Genomic DNA, 21,428 nt, shown 5'->3' on the forward strand with positions numbered 1-21,428 from the left:
CAGGACCGCTCTGTACTCAAAACTATTGTTCTCAGACGCGGTGTAAACTCGTCGGGTTAATCGCCCCTCTGGAAACTGAATTTGATAGGAGAATGCGGAGATCAAAGAGCCAAAATGTGAATTGTTTGGGGCAGCGACGTGACTAGAATTAGACGTTGCCTAATTGCCACAAGGGGTTTATTAACCCTAATAGAAGCCTAACCAGCAATAGATCGCCTTTAAACTTAGTTATATTCAAATTAAACCGAAATTGCATTGCGAATAAAAAATCGCCCAATTCTTTTGGGGCCGATGGACAGCTTGCGATTTGCATTTATATCCAGCAAATAGGACGGATATGAGCAAATGCAGGTCAGCCGTGAAAGAAAATATACAAAAGACAGTCTTGATAACGGGAGCCGCCCGCCGGCTCGGGCGGGCAATCGCCACCGATCTGGCCGCCCATGGCTTCGCCATCGCCGTCCATGCCAACGCATCCATGGCCAGCGCCGAGGAATTCGCTAACGAAATAAGGCAAAAAGGTGGCAAGGCCGTTGCCGTTCAGGCGGATCTGACACAATCCGGGCCTGCTTCGGGGCTCATCGAACAGGCTGCGTCAGTGCTGGGGCCTATCGGCGTCGTTATCAACAATGCGTCGGTTTTTCTCGACGACTCGGCGGACAAGCCCGATCCGGCGATCTTCGACGCGCATTTCGCCGTGCATGTGCGCGCGCCCTCCCTCATCGCCGCCGCCTTTGTCGAGCAACTGCCTGCCAACAAATCCGGGCTGATCGTCAATATCATCGACCAGCGCGTGCTTGCGCTCACGCCACGGTTTTATTCCTATACGCTTTCGAAATCGGCGCTGTGGACGGCCACGCGGACGATGGCGCAGAGCTTTGCGCCGCGTGTGCGGGTCAACGCCATCGGGCCGGGTCCGACCTTCAAAAGCGAAAGACAGGCGCCCGAGGACTTTCAGGCGCAGATCGACGGCCTTATATTAAAGCGTGGTCCCGCACCGGACGAGTTCGGGCGGACGATTCGCTTTCTTTACGACACGCCGTCGGTCACCGGACAAATGATCGCGCTCGACGGCGGCCAGCATCTTGGCTGGGAAACCCCTGACGTGGCGGAGATAAATGAATGAACGGAAAGAAGCTGCCTGATGGCGGTATTCTCTTCGATGACACCGACGACGAAGATGACGATGCAAGCCTTGCCCCAACGGAAACGGCAGAGGCTTCGCGCGATGTCGTTGGCATGGACTGGAATGCGGGCTGGAAGAACGAATCCGGCCTGAAGGGCATGGACCTCATCGCCGAATTCGTAAAACACCTGCCCAACTCGCCGGGTGTCTATCGCATGTTCAACGAGGCGGGTGATGTGCTTTACGTTGGCAAGGCGCGCTCGCTGAAGAAGCGCGTCGGCAATTATGCCCAGGGCCGCGTGCATTCCAACCGCATTGCCCAGATGGTGCGTTTCACCACCCATATGGAATTCGTCACCACCCGCACGGAGACCGAAGCGCTTCTGCTGGAAGCGAATCTCATCAAGCGCTTGCGGCCGCGCTTTAATGTGCTTTTGCGCGACGACAAGTCTTTTCCCTATATTCTCATTACCGCAGACAACCGCGCGCCGGCGATTTTCAAACACCGTGGAGCGCGGGCACGCAAGGGCGATTATTTCGGCCCCTTTGCGTCGGCCGGCGCGGTCGGGCGCACGATCAATTCGCTGCAACGCGCCTTTTTGATCCGCACCTGCACCGACAGCGTGTTCGAAACCCGCACGCGCCCCTGTCTTCTTTACCAGATCAAGCGCTGTTCCGGCCCCTGCACGCATGAGATCAGCGATCAGGGGTATGAAGAACTCGTCAAGGAAGCCAAGGATTTCCTGTCCGGCAAGAGCCAGAGCGTCAAGACCGCGATTGCGCGGCAGATGAACGAGGCGGCCGAGGACCTCGACTTCGAGCGCGCCGCCGTCTATCGCGACCGGCTGGCCGCACTTTCGCATGTCCAGAGCCATCAGGGCATCAATCCCGCCGGCATCGAGGAGGCGGATGTCTTCGCCATCCACCACGAAGGCGGCATTTCCTGCATTCAGGTGTTCTTTTTCCGCACCGGCCAGAACTGGGGCAACCGCGCCTATTTCCCCAAGGCCGACCCATCGCTCGCCGGCTCGGAAATCCTCAACGCATTCCTGGCGCAGTTTTACGACGACAAGCCGGTGCCGAAACAAATCCTGCTTTCCGAAACGGTGGAGGAGCAGGAGCTGCTGGCCGCGGCACTTGGCGAAAAAGCCGGGCACAAGGTTACCATCAGCGTGCCGCAGCGCGGCGAGAAGAAGGACATCACCGACCATGTGCTCGCCAATGCCCGCGAGGCGCATGGCCGCAAGCTGGCGGAAACCTCGTCTCAGGCGCGGCTGCTGAAGGGTTTTGCGGAAACCTTCGGTCTTTCTTATGTACCGCGCCGGATCGAGATTTACGATAACTCGCATATCATGGGCACCAATGCCGTGGGCGGCATGGTGGTGGCGGGGCCGGAAGGTTTCGTGAAGAACCAGTACCGCAAGTTCAACATCAAATCGACCGACATCACCCCCGGCGACGACTTCGGCATGATGCGCGAGGTGATGACCCGTCGCTTCTCGCGTCTGTTGAAGGAAGAGGGAAAACCCGACCGTGGGCAGACGCAGACGCCGACGCCGGAAGAAGCGGCCGACATGCCTTTCCCCGCCTGGCCCGACGTGATCCTGATCGATGGCGGCCAGGGCCAGATGACGGCGGTACGGGCCATTCTCGACGAACTCGGCATTCGCGACTGCGTGACCGCCATCGGCGTCGCCAAGGGCGTGGACCGCGAGGCGGGCCGCGAACGCTTCTTTGCGGATGGGCGCAGCGATTTTTCGCTGCCGCCGCGCGATCCGGTGCTCTATTTCATTCAGCGCATGCGCGACGAAGCGCACCGCTTCGCCATCGGCTCGCACCGGGCGCGGCGCAAGAAGGAAATGGTGCGCAATCCGCTCGACGAAATCTCGGGAATCGGTCCGGGCCGCAAGCGCTCCCTGCTGCAGCATTTCGGCACGGCCAAGGCGGTTTCCCGCGCCGGCCTCAACGATCTGATGGCTGTCAGCGGCATTTCGGAGACGGTTGCGCGGCAAATCTACAATCACTTCCACGAGAGCGGCAGCGATTGATGCCGCGCCGTCGTGGCGAACTGCTAAAAAAACATAATCACATGTTGACGCTATGCCCTGGCGGCGGCATCAAGGCAGCTAATCTTAGACTGACAGGTTTCCCATGGCTTCGCGCGCATACAGCATTCCCAACCTACTCACCTATGGCCGCATCCTCGCGGTTCCTGTCATCGTTTTGTGCTTTTACATCGAAGGGAAACTGGAAAGCTCGGATTTCGCGCGCTGGACGGCATTGTGGCTGTTCATCATCGCCTCGCTGACCGATTTCCTCGATGGTTATCTCGCGCGGATCTGGAACCAGACGTCGAATATCGGGCGCATGCTGGACCCGATCGCCGACAAGCTGCTGGTCGCCTCGGTGCTGCTTTTGATGGCGGCGGACGGCACCATTGCCGGCTGGTCGCTCTGGGCGGCCATCACCATTCTCTGCCGTGAAATTCTGGTCTCGGGCCTGCGCGAATATCTGGCGGCGCTGAAGGTCAGCGTTCCCGTCACCCGCATCGCCAAGTGGAAGACCACCATCCAGATGGTCGCCATCGCCTTCCTGCTCGCGGGTCCTGCGGGCGACAAGGTGCTGCCCTACACGACCGAAATGGGCATCACCCTGCTGTGGATCGCGGCGGCGCTGACCATGTATACCGGCTATGATTACTTCAAGGCTGGCCTGAAGCACATCGTGGACGAAGACTGATGACACGGATCGTTTATTTCGCCTGGGTTCGCGAGAAGATCGGCACGGACGAGGAAGAGCTGGACATCCCCTCCTCCGTCACCACCGCCGGCGAGCTGATCGCCTGGCTTGCGACGCGCGGTGAAAATTATGAAGCCGCCTTCGAATTCCCCAATGTGATCCGCGTCGCCGTCAATCAGGAACATGTCGAGCATGATGAAAGCATCGTCGGCGCGCGCGAGATCGGCATTTTCCCGCCGATGACGGGGGGATGAGCGGATGCAGCCGACGGTCCGCGTGCAGGCAGAGGATTTCGACGCTGCGGAAGAAACCCGCCGGCTGACGGGAGGTGACAAGAGCATCGGCGCGGTCGTGGCCTTCACCGGGCTCTGCCGGGATGATGGCGGCACGCTTGCGGCGCTGGAGCTTGAACACTATCCCGGCATGGCGGAGGCGGAAATAACCCGCATCGCCAAACTTGCCATGCAGCGTTTCGGCCTTCTCGGCCTCACCGCCATCCACCGCCACGGCAAGATCGCCACCGGCGAAAATATCGTCCTCGTCATCGCAGCTTCATCGCATCGACAGGCTGCCTTCGATGGCGCCAATTTCGTGATGGATTATCTCAAGACATCCGCCCCGTTCTGGAAAAAGGAACATGGCAAGGATGGCTCGGCGGGCGACTGGGTTGCGGCAAAGACAACCGACGATACGGCCAAGGACAAGTGGCGATAGGGGCCGGACTCAGGGCGCTTCCACCCTGCTGCGCATGACAATCAGCCAGCCGACCAGCATCGCCAGAACCACCGCATCGCGCCAGGCGGCCGGTCCGTAACCGACCCAGAAAGTTTCCGCAAAGCCAACGGCGGCGGCCCCGAGGCCGCAGATGAGCGGGCTCGCATAACCGCCCGCCGCCGAAATCAGCACCACCTTCAGGCCAAAGACCAGACCAGCGCCGAAATCCATGGTGCCGTAATAGAATGTGGCCAGCACGCCGGCGATGGCGGCGACGAGGCCCGCTGCGCAATAGGACACGAGAAATATCCGGCCGGCATTTACCCCGCATAAAGCGGCGGCGAAAGCATCGTCCGACACCGCCTTCCAGCGCCTGCCGAAAGCGGAACGGCCAAGATAAAGCGACCCTGTGAGAATGAGCAGGCAGAAGGCCGCCGTGTTCAGCATCTGCATCGGCGTCAGGGTCACGGCAAAGCCGCCATCGGCCCAGAAGCGCACCGGCTGAGATAAAAGCGGCGGCAGCCATAATTGCCTTGTGTCGGCGGCCAGCCTCGCGCTTTCGGTCAGCGCGATCAGCACGCCGACGGAGGCGACGGTCACGGCATTGGGAGAGGCTTTCGCGAGCGGCCGCATCACCGCCCTGCCGACAAAACCCGCCGCCCACAGCCCGCCGAACAGGCCCGCCCCTGCCCCGAGCGCCAATGTTGCCGGCAGAACCAGCCAAAGCCGGTTCCAGCCGAAATCCGCAAATAACAGGCAGGTCTGGCCGGCAAAGGCGAATATGGCGCCATAGGTGACATCGGCGCGTTTGGTAACCGAAAAGGCGATGGCATACCCAAAGGCCAGAACCGCATAAAGCGAGGCGACCGGCACGGCATTCAGAAATTGTTGCAGGAAATAGGCCAAGCACGTCCTCCCGCCATGATTATAACTGTTAAAACTAATTTTGACAGTTATAATGTGCGGCATGACCTTTCGCTGGACAGAACATCGTTTCGCAGGCGGTGCATTGGCGCTGGATGTCGCCAATAGCGTGATCCTGCGCTCGGATGCGGCAAAATCAGTCGACCGTTTTGCCGTGCCGGCGCAGATCGCGACCTTTGCCGAAGCGGCCACAAGGCTCGGTGCGGAACGTGACAGGTTTCCCACGCTCATCGCGCCCGAGGCGGAAAAGCAGGCGGTTTTTCTCGATCTTCGCGAGGCTGTCGACGATTATTTCCGCGCCGCCATTACCGGCGGCGACGATGGCGACGACAGGCTGGCCGGGTTTCTCTTCGCCTGCGGCACGGCGCTGCGGACGTTTCCGCTTGCCGAAAACCTGGGCAACGCCACCGCCCATTCCGCCCTCTCGCTGCTTGCCCGCGAGACACGGGAGCGGCTGCGGATCTGCGGCAATTGCGGCTGGCTTTTCATCGACCGCAGCAAGAACAGAAGCCGTATCTGGTGCGATATGGCTGTGTGCGGCAACCGGCAGAAAGCCAGCCGGCACTATCACCGGAAGAAGGACGTGCGATCATGAGAAGAATTGGCCTCCCCTTGCTGGCGATTGCGGGGATGCTCGCTCTTTCCGGCTGCCAGCGGGACGAACCGCGCGAAGTGGCCAAGGTTTCCGGTCGGATGTTCGTTTTCAACTACCGCGTCGCCATCGCCACCTATCTGGTGACGCTTCAGCGCATCGCCCCCGTTCGCGATGGCAGCACGGTGGAAGCGACGTTCGAAAACCCGCGTGGCGGTCCAGACCTCACCAGCCGCGAGAAGATTTTCCCGAAAGACGAAAAGATCACGGTTCAGAGCCCACCGGTGGAATGCGTGAAGCAGGACCGGCCCTACAAGGTCACCATCCGCATCAAGGGGCCGGAAGGCGACATTCTCCAGACGATCGAAACCACGATCCGCTCCGACACCGACCAGTCGCTTCTTCCCGCCAAGCCTCTGGTGGTCGGCCCGCTTTATACGCCCAATCCGGAAGTGTTCAAACCGGATGGCACGACGGATATGCGACCGGTCCAGGGGTGTCCGGCGTCCTAAAACAAAAAAACGGAGCCTTTCGGCTCCGTTTCTTCGAGTCTTTTCAGCAGCTTCGTGCAATCGCCTGCAACAGCGATTCAAGCCGTTGAGATTTTGAATCAGCCGACGATTTCGGTTTCGGCGAACCAGTAGGCGATTTCCTGTGCGGCGGTTTCCGGGGCGTCGGAACCGTGAACGGAGTTTTCGCCGATGGAGAGCGCGAAGGTCTTGCGGATGGTGCCTTCAGCGGCCTGGGCCGGGTTGGTGGCGCCCATGATTTCGCGGTTCTTGAGGATGGCGTTTTCGCCTTCCAGAACCTGAACGATTGTCGGGCCGGAGGTCATGCCTTCAACGAGTTCGCCGAAGAAGGGACGCTCTTTGTGAACGGCGTAGAAGCCTTCGGCTTCGCGCTTGCTCATCCAGACGCGCTTGGAGGCGACGACGCGCAGGCCGTTGTCTTCAAATACCTTGGTGATCGCGCCCGTCAGGTTACGCTTGGTTGCGTCTGGCTTGATCATCGAAAATGTGCGTTCAATCGCCATATGTCCGTTTCCTTTTCCTTCAGAGAAAGTGGGCGGTCTTTACCCGCCCAAAGGCCCGAAAACAAGGGGGATCGACGAGATTGCGACGATCATGCCAGACATTTCACGCCGCTGTCACACTGCGGCCTCTCGCATCGTAGAGATCGAGGCAGCCTTCGAACCAGTCCCGCACGGGGTCGTTATCGGCGAACAAATCCGCCCCGGTGGTGATCCGCGCCCATTGCAGCGCGCCGAACACGATGTAATCCGCAAAGAGCGGCGATGTACCGCCGATGAAAGGCTGGAAGCTCAGCATACGCCGGATCGGCGCAAGCAATGCCGGAAAGGCTGCGATTTCCGCCTCGCGGTTCGCCACCACATCCTCGAGCGGACGGCCGAGCGCTTTCGTGCGGCTGTCGCGGAAATAACGGCGGTCCGGCTCGTCCAGCATATTGTGGATATCGAGCACGGCAATGCGCACGATGGCCGGGTGAAGCACCGTCTGAGACCAGCTTTCGACGAAACGGGCCATGGCCTTGCCGCCCTCGCCGTTGAACAGCGACGGGCGCTCCGGATAGGCTTCGTCCAGGTAAAGCGCGATTTCGAAACTGTCGCTCACCAGCTCGTCCCCGTCGCGCAGGATCGGCACGGTCTTCGAAAACCCGTCCTCCACCGTCGGGATCACCGTGAAGGGTAAAGGCCGCTCCTCGAAATCCAGCCCCTTATGCGCCAGCGAAAGCACGGTTTTCCAGCAATGGGGAGAAAATGGCCGGGAAGTATCGCTTCCGCATAGCGAATAGAGCGTTCTGGAAGTCGTCATGGGCTGCCCCTCTTCTGCAACATCGATGAAGCGATATAAAAACGGTCGCCGCCCGAAATCAAATCAGGATTTGTCATATTATCGATCAAGGAACGCTTGGGGCACACCCGCCTTCCGCAACGCGGAATTTATGCTTCGTGACGGCAAATTTCTTTGTGGATTTATTCTATTTTAAACCGTCGCTTGTAAGAATAACGCCGTTCAACAATCGGTTATCGCCGGTCCATTCATAATAATCCATTGCTATTGGGGCTGTCAGTGACGACATCGGCGGGCGATAAAAAACGCGAACAGGCAAGAAGCGCTCTTGTCGTTACCAAGATCACGCAGTTCATCGCCAAGATGAACATTGCACCTTTGCCGCGCAATTATGAATTGATCTATGAAATATTGTCCGGACACAATCCGGCCATGGGCCGTGACATTCTCGCGCTCGGCAATGCGCCTCAGCAGCATGAAATCGACCTCATCGGCCAGCGGCACAATCTGCCCGGCTTTTCGCGCATCGAAGCCGAACAGATGGCAAGCGAGGCCTTCGATACACTGACGCAGATTTCCGCGCGGCTGGATGCAAGCCTTCAGCGTACCCAGACTTTCCTGGCCAGCCTTGAGCAGGATGAGGATGGCGAGCCGCCCGCAACGGAGCGCTTCGTGGAGTTGCTGGGCGATATCCACGAAGAACAGACGAGCCTTCGGCATTTCATCGCCATGGGGCTGGTGAAAATCCGCGAGGTTGAAAGAAACCGCGCGGAGCTTCAGGCCGCCTCGCTTCGCGATGCGCTGACGGCCCTGCCAAACCGGGCCGCCTTTCTCGAAAAGCTTGGCGCTCTTTTTGCACGGGACCGGGCGGCCTCAGCCACCTCGCTGGTGCTGCTGGATATTGACCATTTCCGCGAAATCAACGGCAAATATGGCTCGTCTGCCGGCAACAAGGCGTTGCGACGTCTCGCCGCCCTGTTTCGCAAGACCATCAAGAAGGACGATTTCGTCGCTCGCATCGGGGGCGATGAGTTTGCCTTTCTGTTTGCAGGCGTGCCGCAAAACACGGCCGAGGCCATTGCCGAGCGGTTGCGGCAGAGCGTGGAGGCATTGCGCTTCGCGACCACTGGCGGCGATGGCGAACATCTAACCGTGTCGATCGGCGTCGCGGAAGTGGATGGAACCGCGACGCCGGCCGAGTTTTTTGGCCATGCCGAACTCGCTCTGCTTTCGGCCCGCTGCGGCACGCGCAACTGCGTCGTCGGTTATTCGCGGGACGTGGCGCAGCATAGCCGCAGCAGCTATCTGGCGCAGCTCGGCGATTGACAGTTTAATCTCGCCCGATGTGGCGCGGGCGCTCTTGCCTTGGCCAGACAGTTCGGCCAAAACGGCGCCATGATTACGATTACCGATCTTTCCGCCCGCATCGCCGGGCGTCTGCTTCTCGACCATGCCAGCGTGACGCTTCCCGCCGGTGTGAAGGCGGGCCTTGTTGGCCGCAACGGCGCCGGCAAATCCACCCTGTTCCGGGTCATCACCGGCGATTTCTCGGCGGAAAGCGGTTCGGTGACAATCCCGAAACAGGCGCGCATCGGCCAGGTGGCGCAGGAAGCCCCAGGCACCGAAGAATCGCTGATTTCCATCGTGCTTTCGGCCGACAAGGAGCGCAGCGCGCTTCTGGCCGAGGCGGAAACCGCGACCGATCCGCACCGTATCGCGGAAATCCAGATGCGGCTTGTCGATATCGACGCCCATTCGGCGGAAGCGCGCGCCTCCAGCATTCTTGCCGGCCTCGGTTTCGATCACGAGGCGCAGCTTCGTCCGGCCTCCTCCTTCTCCGGCGGCTGGCGCATGCGCGTGGCGCTCGCCTCCGTGCTGTTCGCAGAGCCCGACCTGCTGCTGCTCGACGAGCCGACCAACTATCTCGACCTAGAAGGCACGCTCTGGCTGGAGGATTATATCCGGCGTTATCCGCACACCGTCATCATCATCAGCCACGACCGCGATCTTCTCAACAATGCCGTCAACTCCATCGTGCATCTGGACCAGAAGAAGCTGACCTTCTATCGCGGCGGTTACGACCAGTTCGAGCGGCAGAAGGCCGAGGCCGACGAATTGCAGATGAAGGCGAAGGCGAAAAACGACGCCGCGCGCAAGCACCTGCAAAGCTTCATCGACCGTTTCCGCGCCAAGGCCACCAAGGCGCGGCAGGCACAGAGCCGCATCAAGGCGCTGGAGCGCATGGGCACCGTCGCCGCCGTGATCGAGGATCACGTCCAGCCGATCACCTTCCCGGAGCCGGAAAAGCAGCCCGCCTCCCCCATCGTCGCCATCAATGGCGGGGCTGTGGGTTACGAGCCGGGCAAATCGATCCTGAAGCAGCTCAATCTCAGGATCGACAATGACGACCGCATTGCGCTGCTCGGCTCCAACGGCAACGGCAAATCCACCTTCGCGAAATTCATCTCCGGCCGGCTTGCGCCGCAGGCGGGCGATCTTCGCGTCGCCCCTGGCCTGAAGATCGGTTTCTTCGCGCAGCATCAGCTCGATGACCTCGTGCCGGATGAAACGCCGGTCGAACATGTGCGCAAACTGATGCCTCTGGCCCCGGAGGCGCAGGTGCGCTCCCGCGTGGCACAGATGGGTCTCGCGACGGAAAAGATGGCGACGGCGGCAAAGGACCTTTCCGGTGGCGAAAAGGCTCGGCTCCTGATGGGACTTGCGGCCTTCCATGCGCCGAACCTGCTCATCCTCGACGAACCGACCAACCATCTCGATATCGACAGCCGCCGTGCGCTGATCGAGGCGCTGAACGACTACAGCGGCGCGGTCATCCTCATCTCGCACGACCGCCATCTCATCGAGGCGACAGTGGACAGGCTGTGGCTGGTGGCTGACGGCACGGTCAAGACCTTCGAAGGCGACATGGAGGAATATCGCGATCTCGTCGTTTCCTCCGGTAAGAAGAAGGAAGACAAGACCGACGCCGCGGCCGATCAGGCCTCAAAGGCGGATCAGCGCAAGGCCAGTGCGGAAAAGCGCGCCCAGCTTGCGCCGCTCAAGAAAAAGATCAACGAAATCGAATCCCTGACGGCAAAGCTTGAGAAACTGATTCAGTCGCTCGACACGGAACTTGCCGACCCGGCCCTATATGAAAAAGCCCCCGCCAAGGCCGCGCAGAAAGTGAAAGAACGCGGTGAGGCCGCCAGCAAACTTTCCGACGCGGAGGAGCAATGGCTGCTGCTTTCCAGCGAGTATGAGGAAGCAATGGCGGGGTGATGCGCGGCGGTGACGTGGTTTTCGGCACCTTGTGAAGGGAAACCCATCTCCGTCATTCCGGCCTTGAGCCGGAATGACGGAGATTGACAACCCAAGGCATACGGCGACCTCCCATGAAGCCGCCGGACCTTATTGACAATCTTACTTCGCGCCGATGGCGTTGAGGCCTTCACGGGCGCATTCGGTGTCGATCGCGCCCGACGGCGCGCCGCCGACACCGATGCCGCCGACCAGCGCTTCGCCGATCTTGATGGGCAGACCGCCAGCCTGAACGACCAGACGGTCATCCATGGTGCGCAGCCCTTCATTGGCGGGCTTGGAGGCGACGAATTCGGCAATTTCACCGGTATCGCGGCCGAGCGATGCGGCAGCAAAGGCCTTGCCGGTTGCGCTGGAGACCGTGTGCGGGCCGGAGCCGTCCGCCTTCAGCACCATCTTGGTGGCGCCGTCGCGGGCCACGATGGCAACGGTGACGGCGTTGCCCTTGGTCGAGCAGGCCTGAAGCGCAGCCTTGGCCGCCTTTTCCGCCATTTCGAGCGGCAGATAGGGCGCGGTCGGCAGCGTCTGCGCCAATGCGGCCGAAGGAGCGATCAGGGCGGAAGCGATGAGAAGGGTGCGGATCATTGAGAGGTCCTCTTGCTTGATGAGGACTGCAGCTTAAGCGGACGGCGTTCCATCGCGAATCCGTAAGACTTGCTGGCGGCTCGGTAGTTCTACCGATCCGCGCCGGCTTCCAGCCAGAGTCTTGTCATTTCCGCCTGCGAGGTGGTGCCGAGCTTGAGGCCGATGGCGGCGCGATGGCTGTCCACCGTGCGCGGCGAAAGCCCAAGCCCGTCCGCGATCTGGCGCGTGGTAAAACCGAGGGCGATGCGTTCGAGTATCTCCCTCTCCCGTGCGGTCAGCAGCGACAAAAGCGCCATCGTTTCCGCGTGCAGCGCTTTTGCATCGAGCGTGCGGGCCAATATCCGATGCGCCTTCTGGATCGCGTCGATGAGATCCTGCTCATCTATGGGCTTGGAGAGAAAATCCACCGCGCCATTGTGAAAGGCCCTGCGGCAGGCTTCGATATTGCCGTGACCGGAAATGATGATGACAGGCCAGTCTATCCCCTCTTCCGTCAGCTTTTCCTGCAGCTTCAATCCGGTAATGGCGGGCATGCGGATATCGAAGATCAGGCAACCCGGTTCGAGCCCGGATAGCTGGCCGAGAAATACCACCGGATCGGCAAAGCCCTTCGCCTTGATGCCGACGGTGGAGAGAAGCAGGATCAGCGCCTTGCGCACGGCGTCATCGTCATCGACGAGATAGACGGGCAGCGTCATGGGTTCTGCGCCTCCGCTGCAAGCGGCAGGACAACGCGGAAAAGCGCCCCATTCTCACCCTCGATATAGCGGATTTCGCCGCCTGCGCGCTCCACCAGCCTCTGGCTGAGGGCAAGTCCCAGACCCATGCCGTTCGTTTTCGTGGTGGCAAAGGGCGTAAACAGCCGGTCGCGCAGGCCGGGTGCGACACCGGGGCCGTTATCGGCAACTTCGAGAAGGGCGAAATCACCGCTCCGGCTTAATCTGGCGGTAATCGCGCGTCTGCCTTCAATGGCAGTGAGCGCATCGAGCGCGTTGCGCAGCAGATTGAACATGACCTGCTCTATTTCGACGGGATCGACCCGCACCAGGAGCGGAGCATCAGGCATCTCGATGTCGATGCTGGCCTCATGCCGGGCCGCTTCGCCGGCAAGCAGCGCATCGACGTTGCGCAGAGCGGCACGCAGATCATGCGCCGCCACCGGCTGGCGGTGCGGCAGCGACCAGTTGCGAAACCGGTCGAGCATATTGGCGGCGCATCGCGCCTGATCGATCATATCGTCGAGGGCACCGGAAAGGGCCGCGACATCCTGACGGGCAAGCAGCCGCCGCCCGGCCTGCGCCTGCGCCAATATCGCCGTCAGAGGCTGGGTCAGTTCATGGGCAAGGCCGCTTGCCATCTCTCCGAGTGCATTGACCCGCGAAGCATGGGTGAGCCTCGCCTCCATGCCGCTCAGTTCGGCCCGTCTTTCGGCGGCGCGCATGCGCGTTCTCTGTCTTACCATGACGGTGCCGAGCAGGAAAACGATGCTCGCCCCAGCCATGCCCGCCAACAGGGCCCGGCCCGGCAAGAGATCGCGCCAGGTGATCGAGAGCGCGACCTCAAGCATGAGCGGCTGGGTGGCGCTGCTCAGCTGCCGGACATATTGCGGCGCTTCCGGTAGAGAGGGCGGACCGAACAGGACTGGACCGTCAGGCATTTTGAGGCGGATCACCGCCTGTTTCGCCGACCAGAACGGAGCATCGGACGCCAGAAGCCGCGCGGCATCGACGGCAAGCACCAGTACTTTCGAGGCCGTCTCGCTATTGGGGCTGCGCTTGACGATCATGTAATGGCCGGGCCTGAGATCGCTCGCCACCAGGGCGGGCCGTCCGGTAAAGACCGATGCTGCCTTGCGGATCGCCGCTGCCAACTCGTTTTCCAGCGGCCGGGTGCCGATAACAGGCCCCGCCTCATTGAGGGAAACCAGCTGAACCTCATCGATGCGCGGGTAAAATTGCAGAATGGGTGCCGCGACATCGAGCAGCAGGCCGTAATCCGCCCCCTGCTCCGCCTGCGCCACCGCCGAAAGCGCCGTCACATGGGCATCATGCTGATCGGCCCGGCGGGATGCCTCGGCCTGCAACGCATCGCTCTGCCGCCCCAGCTCGCCGAGCAGGCTGACATATTGATAAGCCGCCAGAGCGGAAATGACGGCCGCCATGAGTAAAGCCCAGGCCAGAAACAACCTGAGAAAACTCCATCCTGTCAGCGGCCGCGGATTGTCCGCCGCGTGTCTGTCGCCTGATACGGCATGGGCGGCTGCGCGAAGCGAGCGGCCGGCGCTGTCCACGCCCCTGGCCGCCTCATTCGGCAGGTGCTCGGCCGGCTTTCCGGGCACCTCGTTCCATGCATCGTTGTTTTCCAGCATCGGCTCGCCCGCATGACCTGCAAAAAGGGTCATAACATTCGCTCATCAAAGGCGTTTCTCAGCACAGACCGGGAAAACATTCAATGCAGCGGTCGCCGAATTTGCCCCTGACCGTCCTTGGCCGCCGCGCTAGGCGCACGCCCTGCGGGCCTGCAATCGGTCGAGCGGCACGGCGGGGGAGTAAAGATAGCCCTGCCCGAAGCGTATGCCCATCTGCATGAGAAGCCGGCTCTGCTCTTCCGTTTCTATGCCTTCCGTTACCAGCTTTGCGCCGTAACGCTCCGCACTCTCGAAGGCGAGCGCGATGGCGTCCCTGAACCGCGACTGGTCGAGCCTCGACGTCATCCAGTGGTCGATCTTGACCTCTTCGAACGGGAACCGCGCAAGCAAAGTGAGGGCGGCATAACCGGTGCCGAAATCATCGAGCGCCAGCCGGATGCCCGCGGCAATCAGCGTATCGAAATTCTGCTGCACGACATCGGTGGTCGGTATCCTGCTCATCTCCGTCACTTCGATCGAGAGGCGATGCGCCGGCACTGCCATTTCGTGCAGCAGCACCACGACCCGGTCTGCGAAATGCGCACTCGCAAAAGACGAAGCGGAAATATTCACCGCCAGATGAAAATCCGCATCGAGACCGTGCAGGTCGCGAAGATCGCGCACGACGGCTTCGATCGTCGACCATTCGAATTCCACCAGCAGCCGATGGCGTTCGGCGATCTCCAGCACATAATAGGGCGAAAGCGCCTGCCCCCGCGCATCGACCGCGCGCAGGAGCGCTTCGGCGCCGATCATGCGGCGATTGCGCATTTCGTATTTCGGCTGGTAGCAAATTGGCGGCGTGCCGGATTTGATCCAGTTGACCAGCATCTGCCGCACGGCCTCGTCCCGTGTCGCTTTTTCGGCAAAGGAGAAGGGGAAAATCTGCACCGGATGATCGCTTCCCTTCAGCGCGAGGCTGAGGTGCCTGAGGAAGGAGGCGACGTTCTGCCGGGAAAGCCTGTCCAGATTCGCCGCACCGATCTTGAGATGCGGCACCGGCCCCGCCTCCGCCGAGCGGCAAAATGCGCTCAACCCGTCATGCAGATGCATCATGAGTTTCGCACTTTCGGACTTCTCCAGCGAAATCCCCCGCATGACGACCGCAAGTGTCGTATCGCCGAACATGAAACTGCAGGGCGTATTGGATCTGCACAATAAGCCGTCTTCCCGGTCGCAGATTTCCCGCGCCAGCCTCGGCCAGAAAAGATCGCTCCAGTCCTCGCCCTCGCAGGCAGCGACATCGGCAATATTGACGATCTCGATCAGAATGAGGGCGTGCGGAACGGCCGGCTCCTGCCGCATCGCCGCTTCGATATGGTCCTTAAGGGCGCGTCTGTTGGGCAGGCCGGTCAATGAATCCGTCCGCGCCGCCACCTCGCGTTTCCGTGTCTCTTCCCGCGCCCGCGCCTCGCTGCGCAGCAGGATGAACAGGCAGACGATCATCGGCAGGCCGACGGCGACCGCGCCCAGGGTTCGGCGGCCTATTGCGCTCAAAAACAGCGTCTGGTCGACCAGCCCGAGCGCGAATGAGACAGAGATCGCAAGCAGCACGGCAATGAACCTGACCGCGAAGACAGTAAGGATATCCCGAATTCCCAGATCGGCGAGGCGGCGCTTGCGCATCCAGCCATACATGATGATGCCGCAGGCCGAAATGACGACCATGTCCTGCAGGGCCGCAAAAAACAGCACGGGACCGCCGAACACGAAACGCCCGGCCGCCACGAGGGCAAGGCTGATCAGCCCGCCCTGCCAGGATCCCAGCACCCCGGCCAGAAACAGCAGGTCGGAGCGGATATAGGGTTTGGAGGGCAGCTTGATGAATTCGGAAACCAGCAATGTCAGCAGAAAGCCAGTCGCCCCGAACACGATGCCGTAATAGATTTTATAGCGTGGATCCTCGAGGGCGATGTTTCGCCGCAGAAGGATCAGCACAGACACCATGCCAACGACAGCAGCCGCCTGAAGCAGCAGAAACGGAAGTTCGGCAGCCGATGCTGCCGCTTGTGCGGCGATCAATTCCATCATCTGCATTCCCCCATTATTATCTGTTCTGGCGCCGGCATTGCGGCATATGGCCTTCACAAATCCTGCTTCGTGCAGGACAGAATTTATAACACAATCGCCAGGCCTTCAGTGTCCTATGCCGCCATTGCGGCTTCGACGCTGTAAAGCTTCGCTGCCCCCCGACAATTGGCCCCATATACACGGAGGCCAGCACCGGCCACGGTGCTTCGCCTTCCAAAGCGCCGCATCGGCCCGCCTCACCATCCCCTATGTGATTTCCCTGCCGTCATCGGGAACCGGAATGCCGAAGCAGCCCGCGAACCGGGCATAGCGACGGCCAGCATACGGCCAGCTCATGACACCGAAAACCAATGCATGTGCATTGAATGGATGGCTGCTGTCATCGACTTTGCGAACGGAGCCAGACGAACGACCATCTTCAAGTAAAACCACCATGCACCCGCTCTTAAAAAATCTATTAAAGCGAAATCTAAAATTAATACGAATATTCTGCGAATATACCGGAAAAAATCGACATTAAAACTGCTGATTCACAAAAAACAACACTTTAAAATTCAGAAAAATAGTTGCTATTCTCAAATGCTACCCAACCCACGAATGTACATACCAAAATTTTGTTATGACATTACAGCTTGAAAAAAGACGCGCGGCGTGGAAACGATCACCTTGCTCCTTCGGTCGTTTCTGCTAAAAACTTGTAAAAATCACACTTTATCCCCTGCAGCACTCACACGGGTTCCACTTCATGTCAGCCACCAAGCTTGCCATCGTCGGCGTCGGCAAAATCGTTCGCGACCAGCATCTTCCCGCCATTGCAGGCAATCCGGATTTTGAATTGATCTGCACCGCAAGCCGCCACGGCACTGTGGACGGCGTCGCTTCCTATGGCACCATCGAGGCCATGCTGGAGGCTGTGCCCGATATCGATGCGGTATCGCTGTGCATGCCGCCGCAATATCGTTATGAGGCTGCTTACGCGGCGCTGAATGCCGGCAAGCACGTCTTCCTCGAAAAGCCGCCGGGCGCTACCCTTTCGGAAGTGCAGGATCTCGTCCGGCTGGCGGACAAGAAGGGCCTTTCGCTGTTTGCAAGCTGGCATTCGCGTTATGCGCCGGCGGTCGAGGCTGCGAAGGCGTTCCTAGCTTCCACGAAAATCGACAGCGTGCATGTCATCTGGAAAGAGGACGTGCGCCACTGGCACCCGAACCAGGCCTGGATCTGGCAGGCGGGCGGTCTCGGCGTGTTCGACCCCGGCATCAACGCGCTTTCGATCATCACCCATATCCTGCCGCGCGCTCTGTTCCTGACCAAGGCCACGCTCGAATTCCCGGAAAACCGCGACGCCCCGATCGCCGCCGACCTGCATTTTTCCGATGTGATGAAAACGCCCGTCCACGCCGAATTCGACTGGCGCCAGACCGGCAAGCAGAGCTGGGATATCGTTGCCGAGACGGCGGCGGGACGGATGGTGCTTTCGGAAGGCGGCGCAAAGCTCTCGATCAACGGCGAAGAGAAACTCTCCCAGCCGGAGCGGGAATATCCTGCCCTTTACGAGCGTTTCTCGGAAATCATCAAGGCAGGCCGCTCCGATGTCGATCTCGCGCCGCTGACCCATGTGGCCGACGCCTTCCTGCTCGGCCGCCACAAATTCGTGGATTCCTTCTACGACTGAGAAGCAGAAACGCCTCCTGAAGGACAATGCCTCAAAGGGCGCGGCTGACGAAACGGTCGCGCCCTGATTTTTTGGCCTGATACAGCGCTTCGTCGACACTCCGCAGAAGCGTCGCGCGGTCCGCACCCGCCTGCGGGGCGAGTGCGCCACCTATGCTGAGACGGGCGCTGACCTCCTGCCCGTCGACATCGAAAGGTTTGCGAAAGGCGGCAAGCAGCTGATCCGCCTGTCCGTTCAGCACCTCGGCGGTGCCCGGCCGGGGTATGAAAATAGCGAATTCATCGCCGCCCATGCGCACCACGATATCCTCGCCGCGGACCGCATTGCGGATGCGTCCCGCAGCTTCGGTCAGAACACGGTCACCCGCCGGATGGCCGAAAGTATCGTTGATCGTCTTGAAACCATCCAGATCGAGATAAAGGACACCGAAGGCCTCGTTTGCACGCAGGGCCGCGCCAAGCTGGTTATCGACAATCGCTTCCAGAGCCTTGCGATTATAAAAACCGGTCAACGGATCGGTCATCGCCGCATCCCGCAATTCGCGTTCCGCCAGACTCATGGTGAAATTGGCCTTCTGAAGCCGTAAAAGCGCGGCAGCCAGCAACGCAAAACGCCTTAGGCTGTCGATTTCCGTAACGGAGAATTTTCTCGGCGCCGTATCGACCAGGCAGAAAGCGCCGACGATGAGGCCCGGCTCCAGCTCGATCGGCGCACCGGCATAGGAACGCAATTCCGGCCCGCCCTTTACATAAGGCATGAAACGGAAATCCGGATGCGCGGTCAGATCGGAGATGACGACCACGTCCTGTCTGGTAATGACCCGGTTGCAGATCGAAAGATCACGCGGGCATTCCGAGAGCTCCATTCCCGCCTGTTCGGCGATGTGAAGCCAGTCCTCGTCAATGATATGGACGGCCGCCCGGGGCACACCGAAAACGCCCTGCCCCAATTGCGACAGCACTTTCAGTTCCGGCATTTCGGCATTCTTGAAAGACATGATCGACCGCACCGCGACCAGACGCTCCATTTCCCCGTCCGGCCGTGAAATCGCCTGCCCCATGCTCATGTCCTTCTGCTGTTTCGTCTGCGGCGCCCGCCTTTGACCGGATCAAACGACCCGCCCCACGAAAGCCCACGCCTGTTTCGGAGCTTTCCTTCGGGCGCATAATGCAAAAACCGGCAATTGACGCCACGTGCGAATTTTTGCCGGTCTGTTTGCGTATGGAACCAATCGTGGGATGCCCAATCGGCGGTGCGATCAGGCCTTCTTCTGCCAGCGGCCCTCAGGCGACTGCTGCCAGTAAGTCAGGGAATGTCCCTCTGTTTTCAGTCTTTTCCAGTGATTCCGCGCCATTTCGAGCTGGTAGGCATCGTATCCGTCGAACATGAATACGATACGTTCATAAGCCTCGACCGCCGGCGGCTCGGCGCCATCGACGAGAAAGCGGACACTTGCCGCATTGGCGTTCTCGTCGGACGCCGTCAGGAGAATCGGCTGGTTTTGCGGTGCGGGCGAAGTATCGGTGGCGTGCGGCAGGAAACTGTCGTCACGAAAGGTCCACAGATGCGTGTCGAGGAAATCACGGCGCTCCTCGCCCACCGTCTGGATCGCGACCTTCCAGCCGCGTTCCAGCGATTTCTCGAGCAAGGGCGGCAACGCATCCTCCAGCTTCGATTCCGTCAGATGGTAAAACAGAATTTCAGTCATCCGCAGACGTGCCGCTCCGCTCGCTTCAATCTTCGTAATGGGCACGAACGAGTTCGTTCAGCAGCCTGACGCCGTAGCCCGATCCCCATGACTGGTTGATCTCGGTCAGCGGCGAACCCATGGCGGTGCCGGCGATATCGAGATGCGCCCAGGATGTTTCGCCCACGAAACGCTTGAGAAACTGCGCGGCGGTGACGGAGCCCGCCAGACGGCCCGAGCTGTTCTTCATGTCGGCGAATTTGGAATCGATGATCTTGTCGTAATCCTTGCCGAGCGGCATGCGCCACAGTTTTTCGGCCGTCACATCGCCCGCCTGCGCAAGACGCGCTGCAAGCTCGTCGTCATTGGAGAAAAGGCCGGCCTGCAGATTGCCAAGCGCCACCGTGATCGCGCCCGTCAGCGTGGCGAGGTTCACCATGAATTTCGGGTTGAAGCGATCCTTGGTGTACCAGAGCGCATCGGCCAGAACCAGCCGGCCTTCGGCATCGGTATTGATGATCTCGATGGTCTGGCCGGACATGGAGGTGACGATATCGCCCGGGCGCTGGGCATTGCCGTCAGGCATGTTTTCCACGAGGCCGATGACGCCGATCACATTCGCCCTGGCCTTGCGGGCGGCGAGCGCATGCATCAGGCCGGTCACGGCGGCGGCCCCGCCCATGTCGCCCTTCATATCCTCCATATTGAGGCCGGGCTTCAGCGAAATGCCGCCGGTATCGAAAACGACGCCCTTGCCGACGAAGGCAATCGGTTCATCCTTCTTGTTGCCGCCGTTCCACTGCATCACCGCAAGTCTGGGCGGGCGCGCCGACCCCTGCGCCACGCCGAGAAGCGCATTCATTCCGAGCTTCTTCAGCTCCTTCTCGCCGAGGACTTCCACCTCGACGCCGAGCTTGCGCAGCTCCTCCGCCTTCTCTGCAAATTCGACGGGGCCGAGAGCATTTGGCGGCAGGTTGACGAGATCGCGCGCCAGGGTAACACCGCCCGCAACGGCCTCGGAGACGGCAAAAGCCTTTTCCGCTTCCTGATGGGCGGCCGTGACGATGACGATCTCCACCTTCTTCGGCGTCTTCTCTTCGTCGGACTTTTTCTTGGTCTTGTAGGCATCGAAGCTATAGGCGCGCAGCAGCAGGCCAAGCGCGAAATCTGCAGCCGCCTGCGCACCGACCTCTACGCCCGGCGCATCGAGATAGATGACGACCCTGTCCGCCTTCTTGAAACTGGCGGCAGCGGTGCCGCCGGCCCGCAGCCAGTCATGGGCGACCAGCTTCGAGGGCTTGCCCAGACCGATGACGAGCAGACGGTCGGCGGCGGAACCCTGCGGCGCGATCACGTCGAGCGTCGTCATGGACTTTGCGGAAAAGCCCGAAATCTTCGCCGCCCTTTCGATCACACCGCCCGGATCGGCCTCTGAGGCGCCGGCGACGGCCTGAGCCTCACCCGAAGCCTGCAGCACAACGGCGAGCGCGTTTTCAAGCGCGGCTGAATTGGCGAAAGAAATATCGAATTTGGCGGACATGTTTTCCTGCTCTTCTTCTACGACTTGCACGATGCGCATGATCATGGCCTTTTCGGCCCCGGGCGCAACCCCGCATTCTTTAAAGGCCTACAGCCGTTAAAGGAAAGGCATTTTTGTGGAATGCGAAATCGCGTCATGAAACCGACAGCTTGTTCCACAAAAAGACACAGGCGATGGAAAAATCATCGCGCAAAACATATTTGTGAGCACGCCGGAATAGCCAATTGCAAACGATGCGATTAGATAGGCGGAAATTCGGCGAGCGATCGCACGGAAAAACAA

At 60.4% G+C, this 21,428-nt stretch carries 20 protein-coding genes; 10 read left to right on the forward strand and 10 right to left on the reverse strand.

The window, feature by feature from the left end:
* The first annotated feature begins 337 nt into the window (after positions 1-337).
* From ACIK7D_RS02275 to ACIK7D_RS02295, 5 genes are all read left to right on the forward strand, one after another.
* Positions 338-1,126 carry an SDR family oxidoreductase gene (locus ACIK7D_RS02275; RefSeq protein ID WP_400155523.1) on the forward strand — a complete coding sequence of 263 codons (789 nt, stop codon included), beginning with the start codon at positions 338-340 and terminating at the stop codon, positions 1,124-1,126.
* Positions 1,123-3,174 carry an excinuclease ABC subunit UvrC gene (gene uvrC / locus ACIK7D_RS02280; protein WP_400155524.1) on the forward strand — a complete coding sequence of 684 codons (2,052 nt, stop codon included), beginning with the start codon at positions 1,123-1,125 and terminating at the stop codon, positions 3,172-3,174. Before ACIK7D_RS02275 ends, uvrC begins: the two co-directional genes overlap by 4 nt.
* 103 nt (positions 3,175-3,277) lie before the next feature.
* The gene (gene pgsA, locus ACIK7D_RS02285) at positions 3,278-3,865 is read left to right on the forward strand and encodes a CDP-diacylglycerol--glycerol-3-phosphate 3-phosphatidyltransferase (RefSeq protein WP_003520759.1); all 588 of its coding nucleotides are present in this window, start codon (positions 3,278-3,280) and stop codon (positions 3,863-3,865) included.
* Entirely contained in the window at positions 3,865-4,119 is a 255-nt protein-coding gene (gene moaD, locus ACIK7D_RS02290) for a molybdopterin converting factor subunit 1 (RefSeq protein WP_065654069.1), read from the forward strand. Before pgsA ends, moaD begins: the two co-directional genes overlap by 1 nt.
* A gap of 4 nt (positions 4,120-4,123) precedes the next feature.
* On the forward strand, positions 4,124-4,579 hold the full coding sequence (locus ACIK7D_RS02295) for a molybdenum cofactor biosynthesis protein MoaE (protein ID WP_400155525.1): 456 nt from the start codon (positions 4,124-4,126) through the stop codon (positions 4,577-4,579).
* 9 nt (positions 4,580-4,588) lie between these two features.
* On the opposite strand, the gene ACIK7D_RS02300 is transcribed toward ACIK7D_RS02295, so the two are convergent.
* Positions 4,589-5,485 carry a branched-chain amino acid ABC transporter permease gene (locus tag ACIK7D_RS02300; protein ID WP_400155526.1) on the reverse strand — a complete coding sequence of 299 codons (897 nt, stop codon included), beginning with the start codon at positions 5,483-5,485 and terminating at the stop codon, positions 4,589-4,591.
* Between the two features lie 52 nt (positions 5,486-5,537).
* On the opposite strand from ACIK7D_RS02300, the gene ACIK7D_RS02305 reads away from it, so the two are divergent.
* Both ACIK7D_RS02305 and ACIK7D_RS02310 read left to right on the forward strand, forming a co-directional pair.
* Entirely contained in the window at positions 5,538-6,098 is a 561-nt protein-coding gene (locus ACIK7D_RS02305) for a CGNR zinc finger domain-containing protein (protein WP_400155527.1), read from the forward strand.
* Positions 6,095-6,607, forward strand: coding sequence for a hypothetical protein (locus tag ACIK7D_RS02310; protein WP_400155528.1), 513 nt, complete (start codon positions 6,095-6,097; stop codon positions 6,605-6,607). Before ACIK7D_RS02305 ends, ACIK7D_RS02310 begins: the two co-directional genes overlap by 4 nt.
* A gap of 98 nt (positions 6,608-6,705) precedes the next feature.
* On the opposite strand, the gene ndk is transcribed toward ACIK7D_RS02310, so the two are convergent.
* A complete protein-coding gene (gene ndk / locus ACIK7D_RS02315) occupies positions 6,706-7,128 on the reverse strand; it encodes a nucleoside-diphosphate kinase (protein WP_003496769.1) in 423 nt (140 codons plus the stop codon).
* 103 nt (positions 7,129-7,231) lie between these two features.
* Positions 7,232-7,927 (reverse strand): glutathione S-transferase family protein, encoded by a 696-nt coding sequence (locus ACIK7D_RS02320; RefSeq protein WP_020813408.1) that lies wholly within the window; start codon positions 7,925-7,927, stop codon positions 7,232-7,234.
* Between the two features lie 258 nt (positions 7,928-8,185).
* On the opposite strand from ACIK7D_RS02320, the gene ACIK7D_RS02325 reads away from it, so the two are divergent.
* Complete coding sequence (locus tag ACIK7D_RS02325) at positions 8,186-9,232, forward strand: GGDEF domain-containing protein (protein ID WP_162936684.1); 1,047 nt, start codon at positions 8,186-8,188, stop codon at positions 9,230-9,232.
* A gap of 69 nt (positions 9,233-9,301) precedes the next feature.
* Positions 9,302-11,185, forward strand: a complete 1,884-nt coding sequence (abc-f, locus tag ACIK7D_RS02330; protein ID WP_400156002.1) for a ribosomal protection-like ABC-F family protein — start codon at positions 9,302-9,304, stop codon at positions 11,183-11,185.
* Between the two features lie 141 nt (positions 11,186-11,326).
* Here the strand turns inward: abc-f and ACIK7D_RS02335 are convergent, their stop codons facing one another.
* From ACIK7D_RS02335 to ACIK7D_RS02350, 4 genes are all read right to left on the reverse strand, one after another.
* Entirely contained in the window at positions 11,327-11,809 is a 483-nt protein-coding gene (locus ACIK7D_RS02335; protein WP_020813405.1) for a heme-binding protein, read from the reverse strand.
* Positions 11,810-11,898: 89 nt separating this feature from the next.
* Positions 11,899-12,507 carry a response regulator transcription factor gene (locus tag ACIK7D_RS02340; RefSeq protein WP_080817271.1) on the reverse strand — a complete coding sequence of 203 codons (609 nt, stop codon included), beginning with the start codon at positions 12,505-12,507 and terminating at the stop codon, positions 11,899-11,901.
* A complete protein-coding gene (locus ACIK7D_RS02345) occupies positions 12,504-14,210 on the reverse strand; it encodes a sensor histidine kinase (protein WP_400155529.1) in 1,707 nt (568 codons plus the stop codon). The genes ACIK7D_RS02340 and ACIK7D_RS02345 overlap by 4 nt, the downstream gene beginning before the upstream one ends.
* Before the next feature lie 96 nt (positions 14,211-14,306).
* A complete protein-coding gene (locus ACIK7D_RS02350) occupies positions 14,307-16,247 on the reverse strand; it encodes a GGDEF domain-containing phosphodiesterase (RefSeq protein WP_080818756.1) in 1,941 nt (646 codons plus the stop codon).
* Positions 16,248-16,992: 745 nt separating this feature from the next.
* Here ACIK7D_RS02350 and ACIK7D_RS02355 point away from each other — a divergent pair.
* Positions 16,993-17,919 carry a Gfo/Idh/MocA family protein gene (locus tag ACIK7D_RS02355; protein ID WP_080817274.1) on the forward strand — a complete coding sequence of 309 codons (927 nt, stop codon included), beginning with the start codon at positions 16,993-16,995 and terminating at the stop codon, positions 17,917-17,919.
* Positions 17,920-17,950: 31 nt separating this feature from the next.
* On the opposite strand, the gene ACIK7D_RS02360 is transcribed toward ACIK7D_RS02355, so the two are convergent.
* The 3 genes from ACIK7D_RS02360 to ACIK7D_RS02370 form a co-directional block, all read right to left on the reverse strand.
* Positions 17,951-18,979, reverse strand: coding sequence for a sensor domain-containing diguanylate cyclase (locus ACIK7D_RS02360; RefSeq protein WP_080818757.1), 1,029 nt, complete (start codon positions 18,977-18,979; stop codon positions 17,951-17,953).
* 198 nt (positions 18,980-19,177) lie between these two features.
* On the reverse strand, positions 19,178-19,627 hold the full coding sequence (locus tag ACIK7D_RS02365; protein WP_003520745.1) for a DNA polymerase III subunit chi: 450 nt from the start codon (positions 19,625-19,627) through the stop codon (positions 19,178-19,180).
* A gap of 25 nt (positions 19,628-19,652) precedes the next feature.
* The gene (locus tag ACIK7D_RS02370) at positions 19,653-21,146 is read right to left on the reverse strand and encodes a leucyl aminopeptidase (RefSeq protein ID WP_080818758.1); all 1,494 of its coding nucleotides are present in this window, start codon (positions 21,144-21,146) and stop codon (positions 19,653-19,655) included.
* Between the last annotated feature and the right edge of the window lie 282 nt (positions 21,147-21,428).

The sequence above is a fragment of the Agrobacterium sp. P15N1-A genome, assembly GCF_044626815.1.
Taxonomy (GTDB): domain Bacteria; phylum Pseudomonadota; class Alphaproteobacteria; order Rhizobiales; family Rhizobiaceae; genus Agrobacterium; species Agrobacterium leguminum.

Coding starts and splice junctions, on each gene's coding strand:
- ACIK7D_RS02275 (WP_400155523.1), top strand. CDS start 338: ATGAGCAAATGCAGGTCAGCCGTGAAAGAAAATATACAAAAGACAGTC.
- uvrC (WP_400155524.1), top strand. CDS start 1,123: ATGAACGGAAAGAAGCTGCCTGATGGCGGTATTCTCTTCGATGACACC.
- pgsA (WP_003520759.1), top strand. CDS start 3,278: ATGGCTTCGCGCGCATACAGCATTCCCAACCTACTCACCTATGGCCGC.
- moaD (WP_065654069.1), top strand. CDS start 3,865: ATGACACGGATCGTTTATTTCGCCTGGGTTCGCGAGAAGATCGGCACG.
- ACIK7D_RS02295 (WP_400155525.1), top strand. CDS start 4,124: ATGCAGCCGACGGTCCGCGTGCAGGCAGAGGATTTCGACGCTGCGGAA.
- ACIK7D_RS02305 (WP_400155527.1), top strand. CDS start 5,538: ATGTGCGGCATGACCTTTCGCTGGACAGAACATCGTTTCGCAGGCGGT.
- ACIK7D_RS02310 (WP_400155528.1), top strand. CDS start 6,095: ATGAGAAGAATTGGCCTCCCCTTGCTGGCGATTGCGGGGATGCTCGCT.
- ndk (WP_003496769.1), bottom strand. CDS start 7,128: ATGGCGATTGAACGCACATTTTCGATGATCAAGCCAGACGCAACCAAG.
- ACIK7D_RS02320 (WP_020813408.1), bottom strand. CDS start 7,927: ATGACGACTTCCAGAACGCTCTATTCGCTATGCGGAAGCGATACTTCC.
- abc-f (WP_400156002.1), top strand. CDS start 9,302: ATGATTACGATTACCGATCTTTCCGCCCGCATCGCCGGGCGTCTGCTT.
- ACIK7D_RS02335 (WP_020813405.1), bottom strand. CDS start 11,809: ATGATCCGCACCCTTCTCATCGCTTCCGCCCTGATCGCTCCTTCGGCC.
- ACIK7D_RS02340 (WP_080817271.1), bottom strand. CDS start 12,507: ATGACGCTGCCCGTCTATCTCGTCGATGACGATGACGCCGTGCGCAAG.
- ACIK7D_RS02345 (WP_400155529.1), bottom strand. CDS start 14,210: ATGACCCTTTTTGCAGGTCATGCGGGCGAGCCGATGCTGGAAAACAAC.
- ACIK7D_RS02350 (WP_080818756.1), bottom strand. CDS start 16,247: ATGATGGAATTGATCGCCGCACAAGCGGCAGCATCGGCTGCCGAACTT.
- ACIK7D_RS02355 (WP_080817274.1), top strand. CDS start 16,993: ATGTCAGCCACCAAGCTTGCCATCGTCGGCGTCGGCAAAATCGTTCGC.
- ACIK7D_RS02360 (WP_080818757.1), bottom strand. CDS start 18,979: ATGGGGCAGGCGATTTCACGGCCGGACGGGGAAATGGAGCGTCTGGTC.
- ACIK7D_RS02365 (WP_003520745.1), bottom strand. CDS start 19,627: ATGACTGAAATTCTGTTTTACCATCTGACGGAATCGAAGCTGGAGGAT.
- ACIK7D_RS02370 (WP_080818758.1), bottom strand. CDS start 21,146: ATGTCCGCCAAATTCGATATTTCTTTCGCCAATTCAGCCGCGCTTGAA.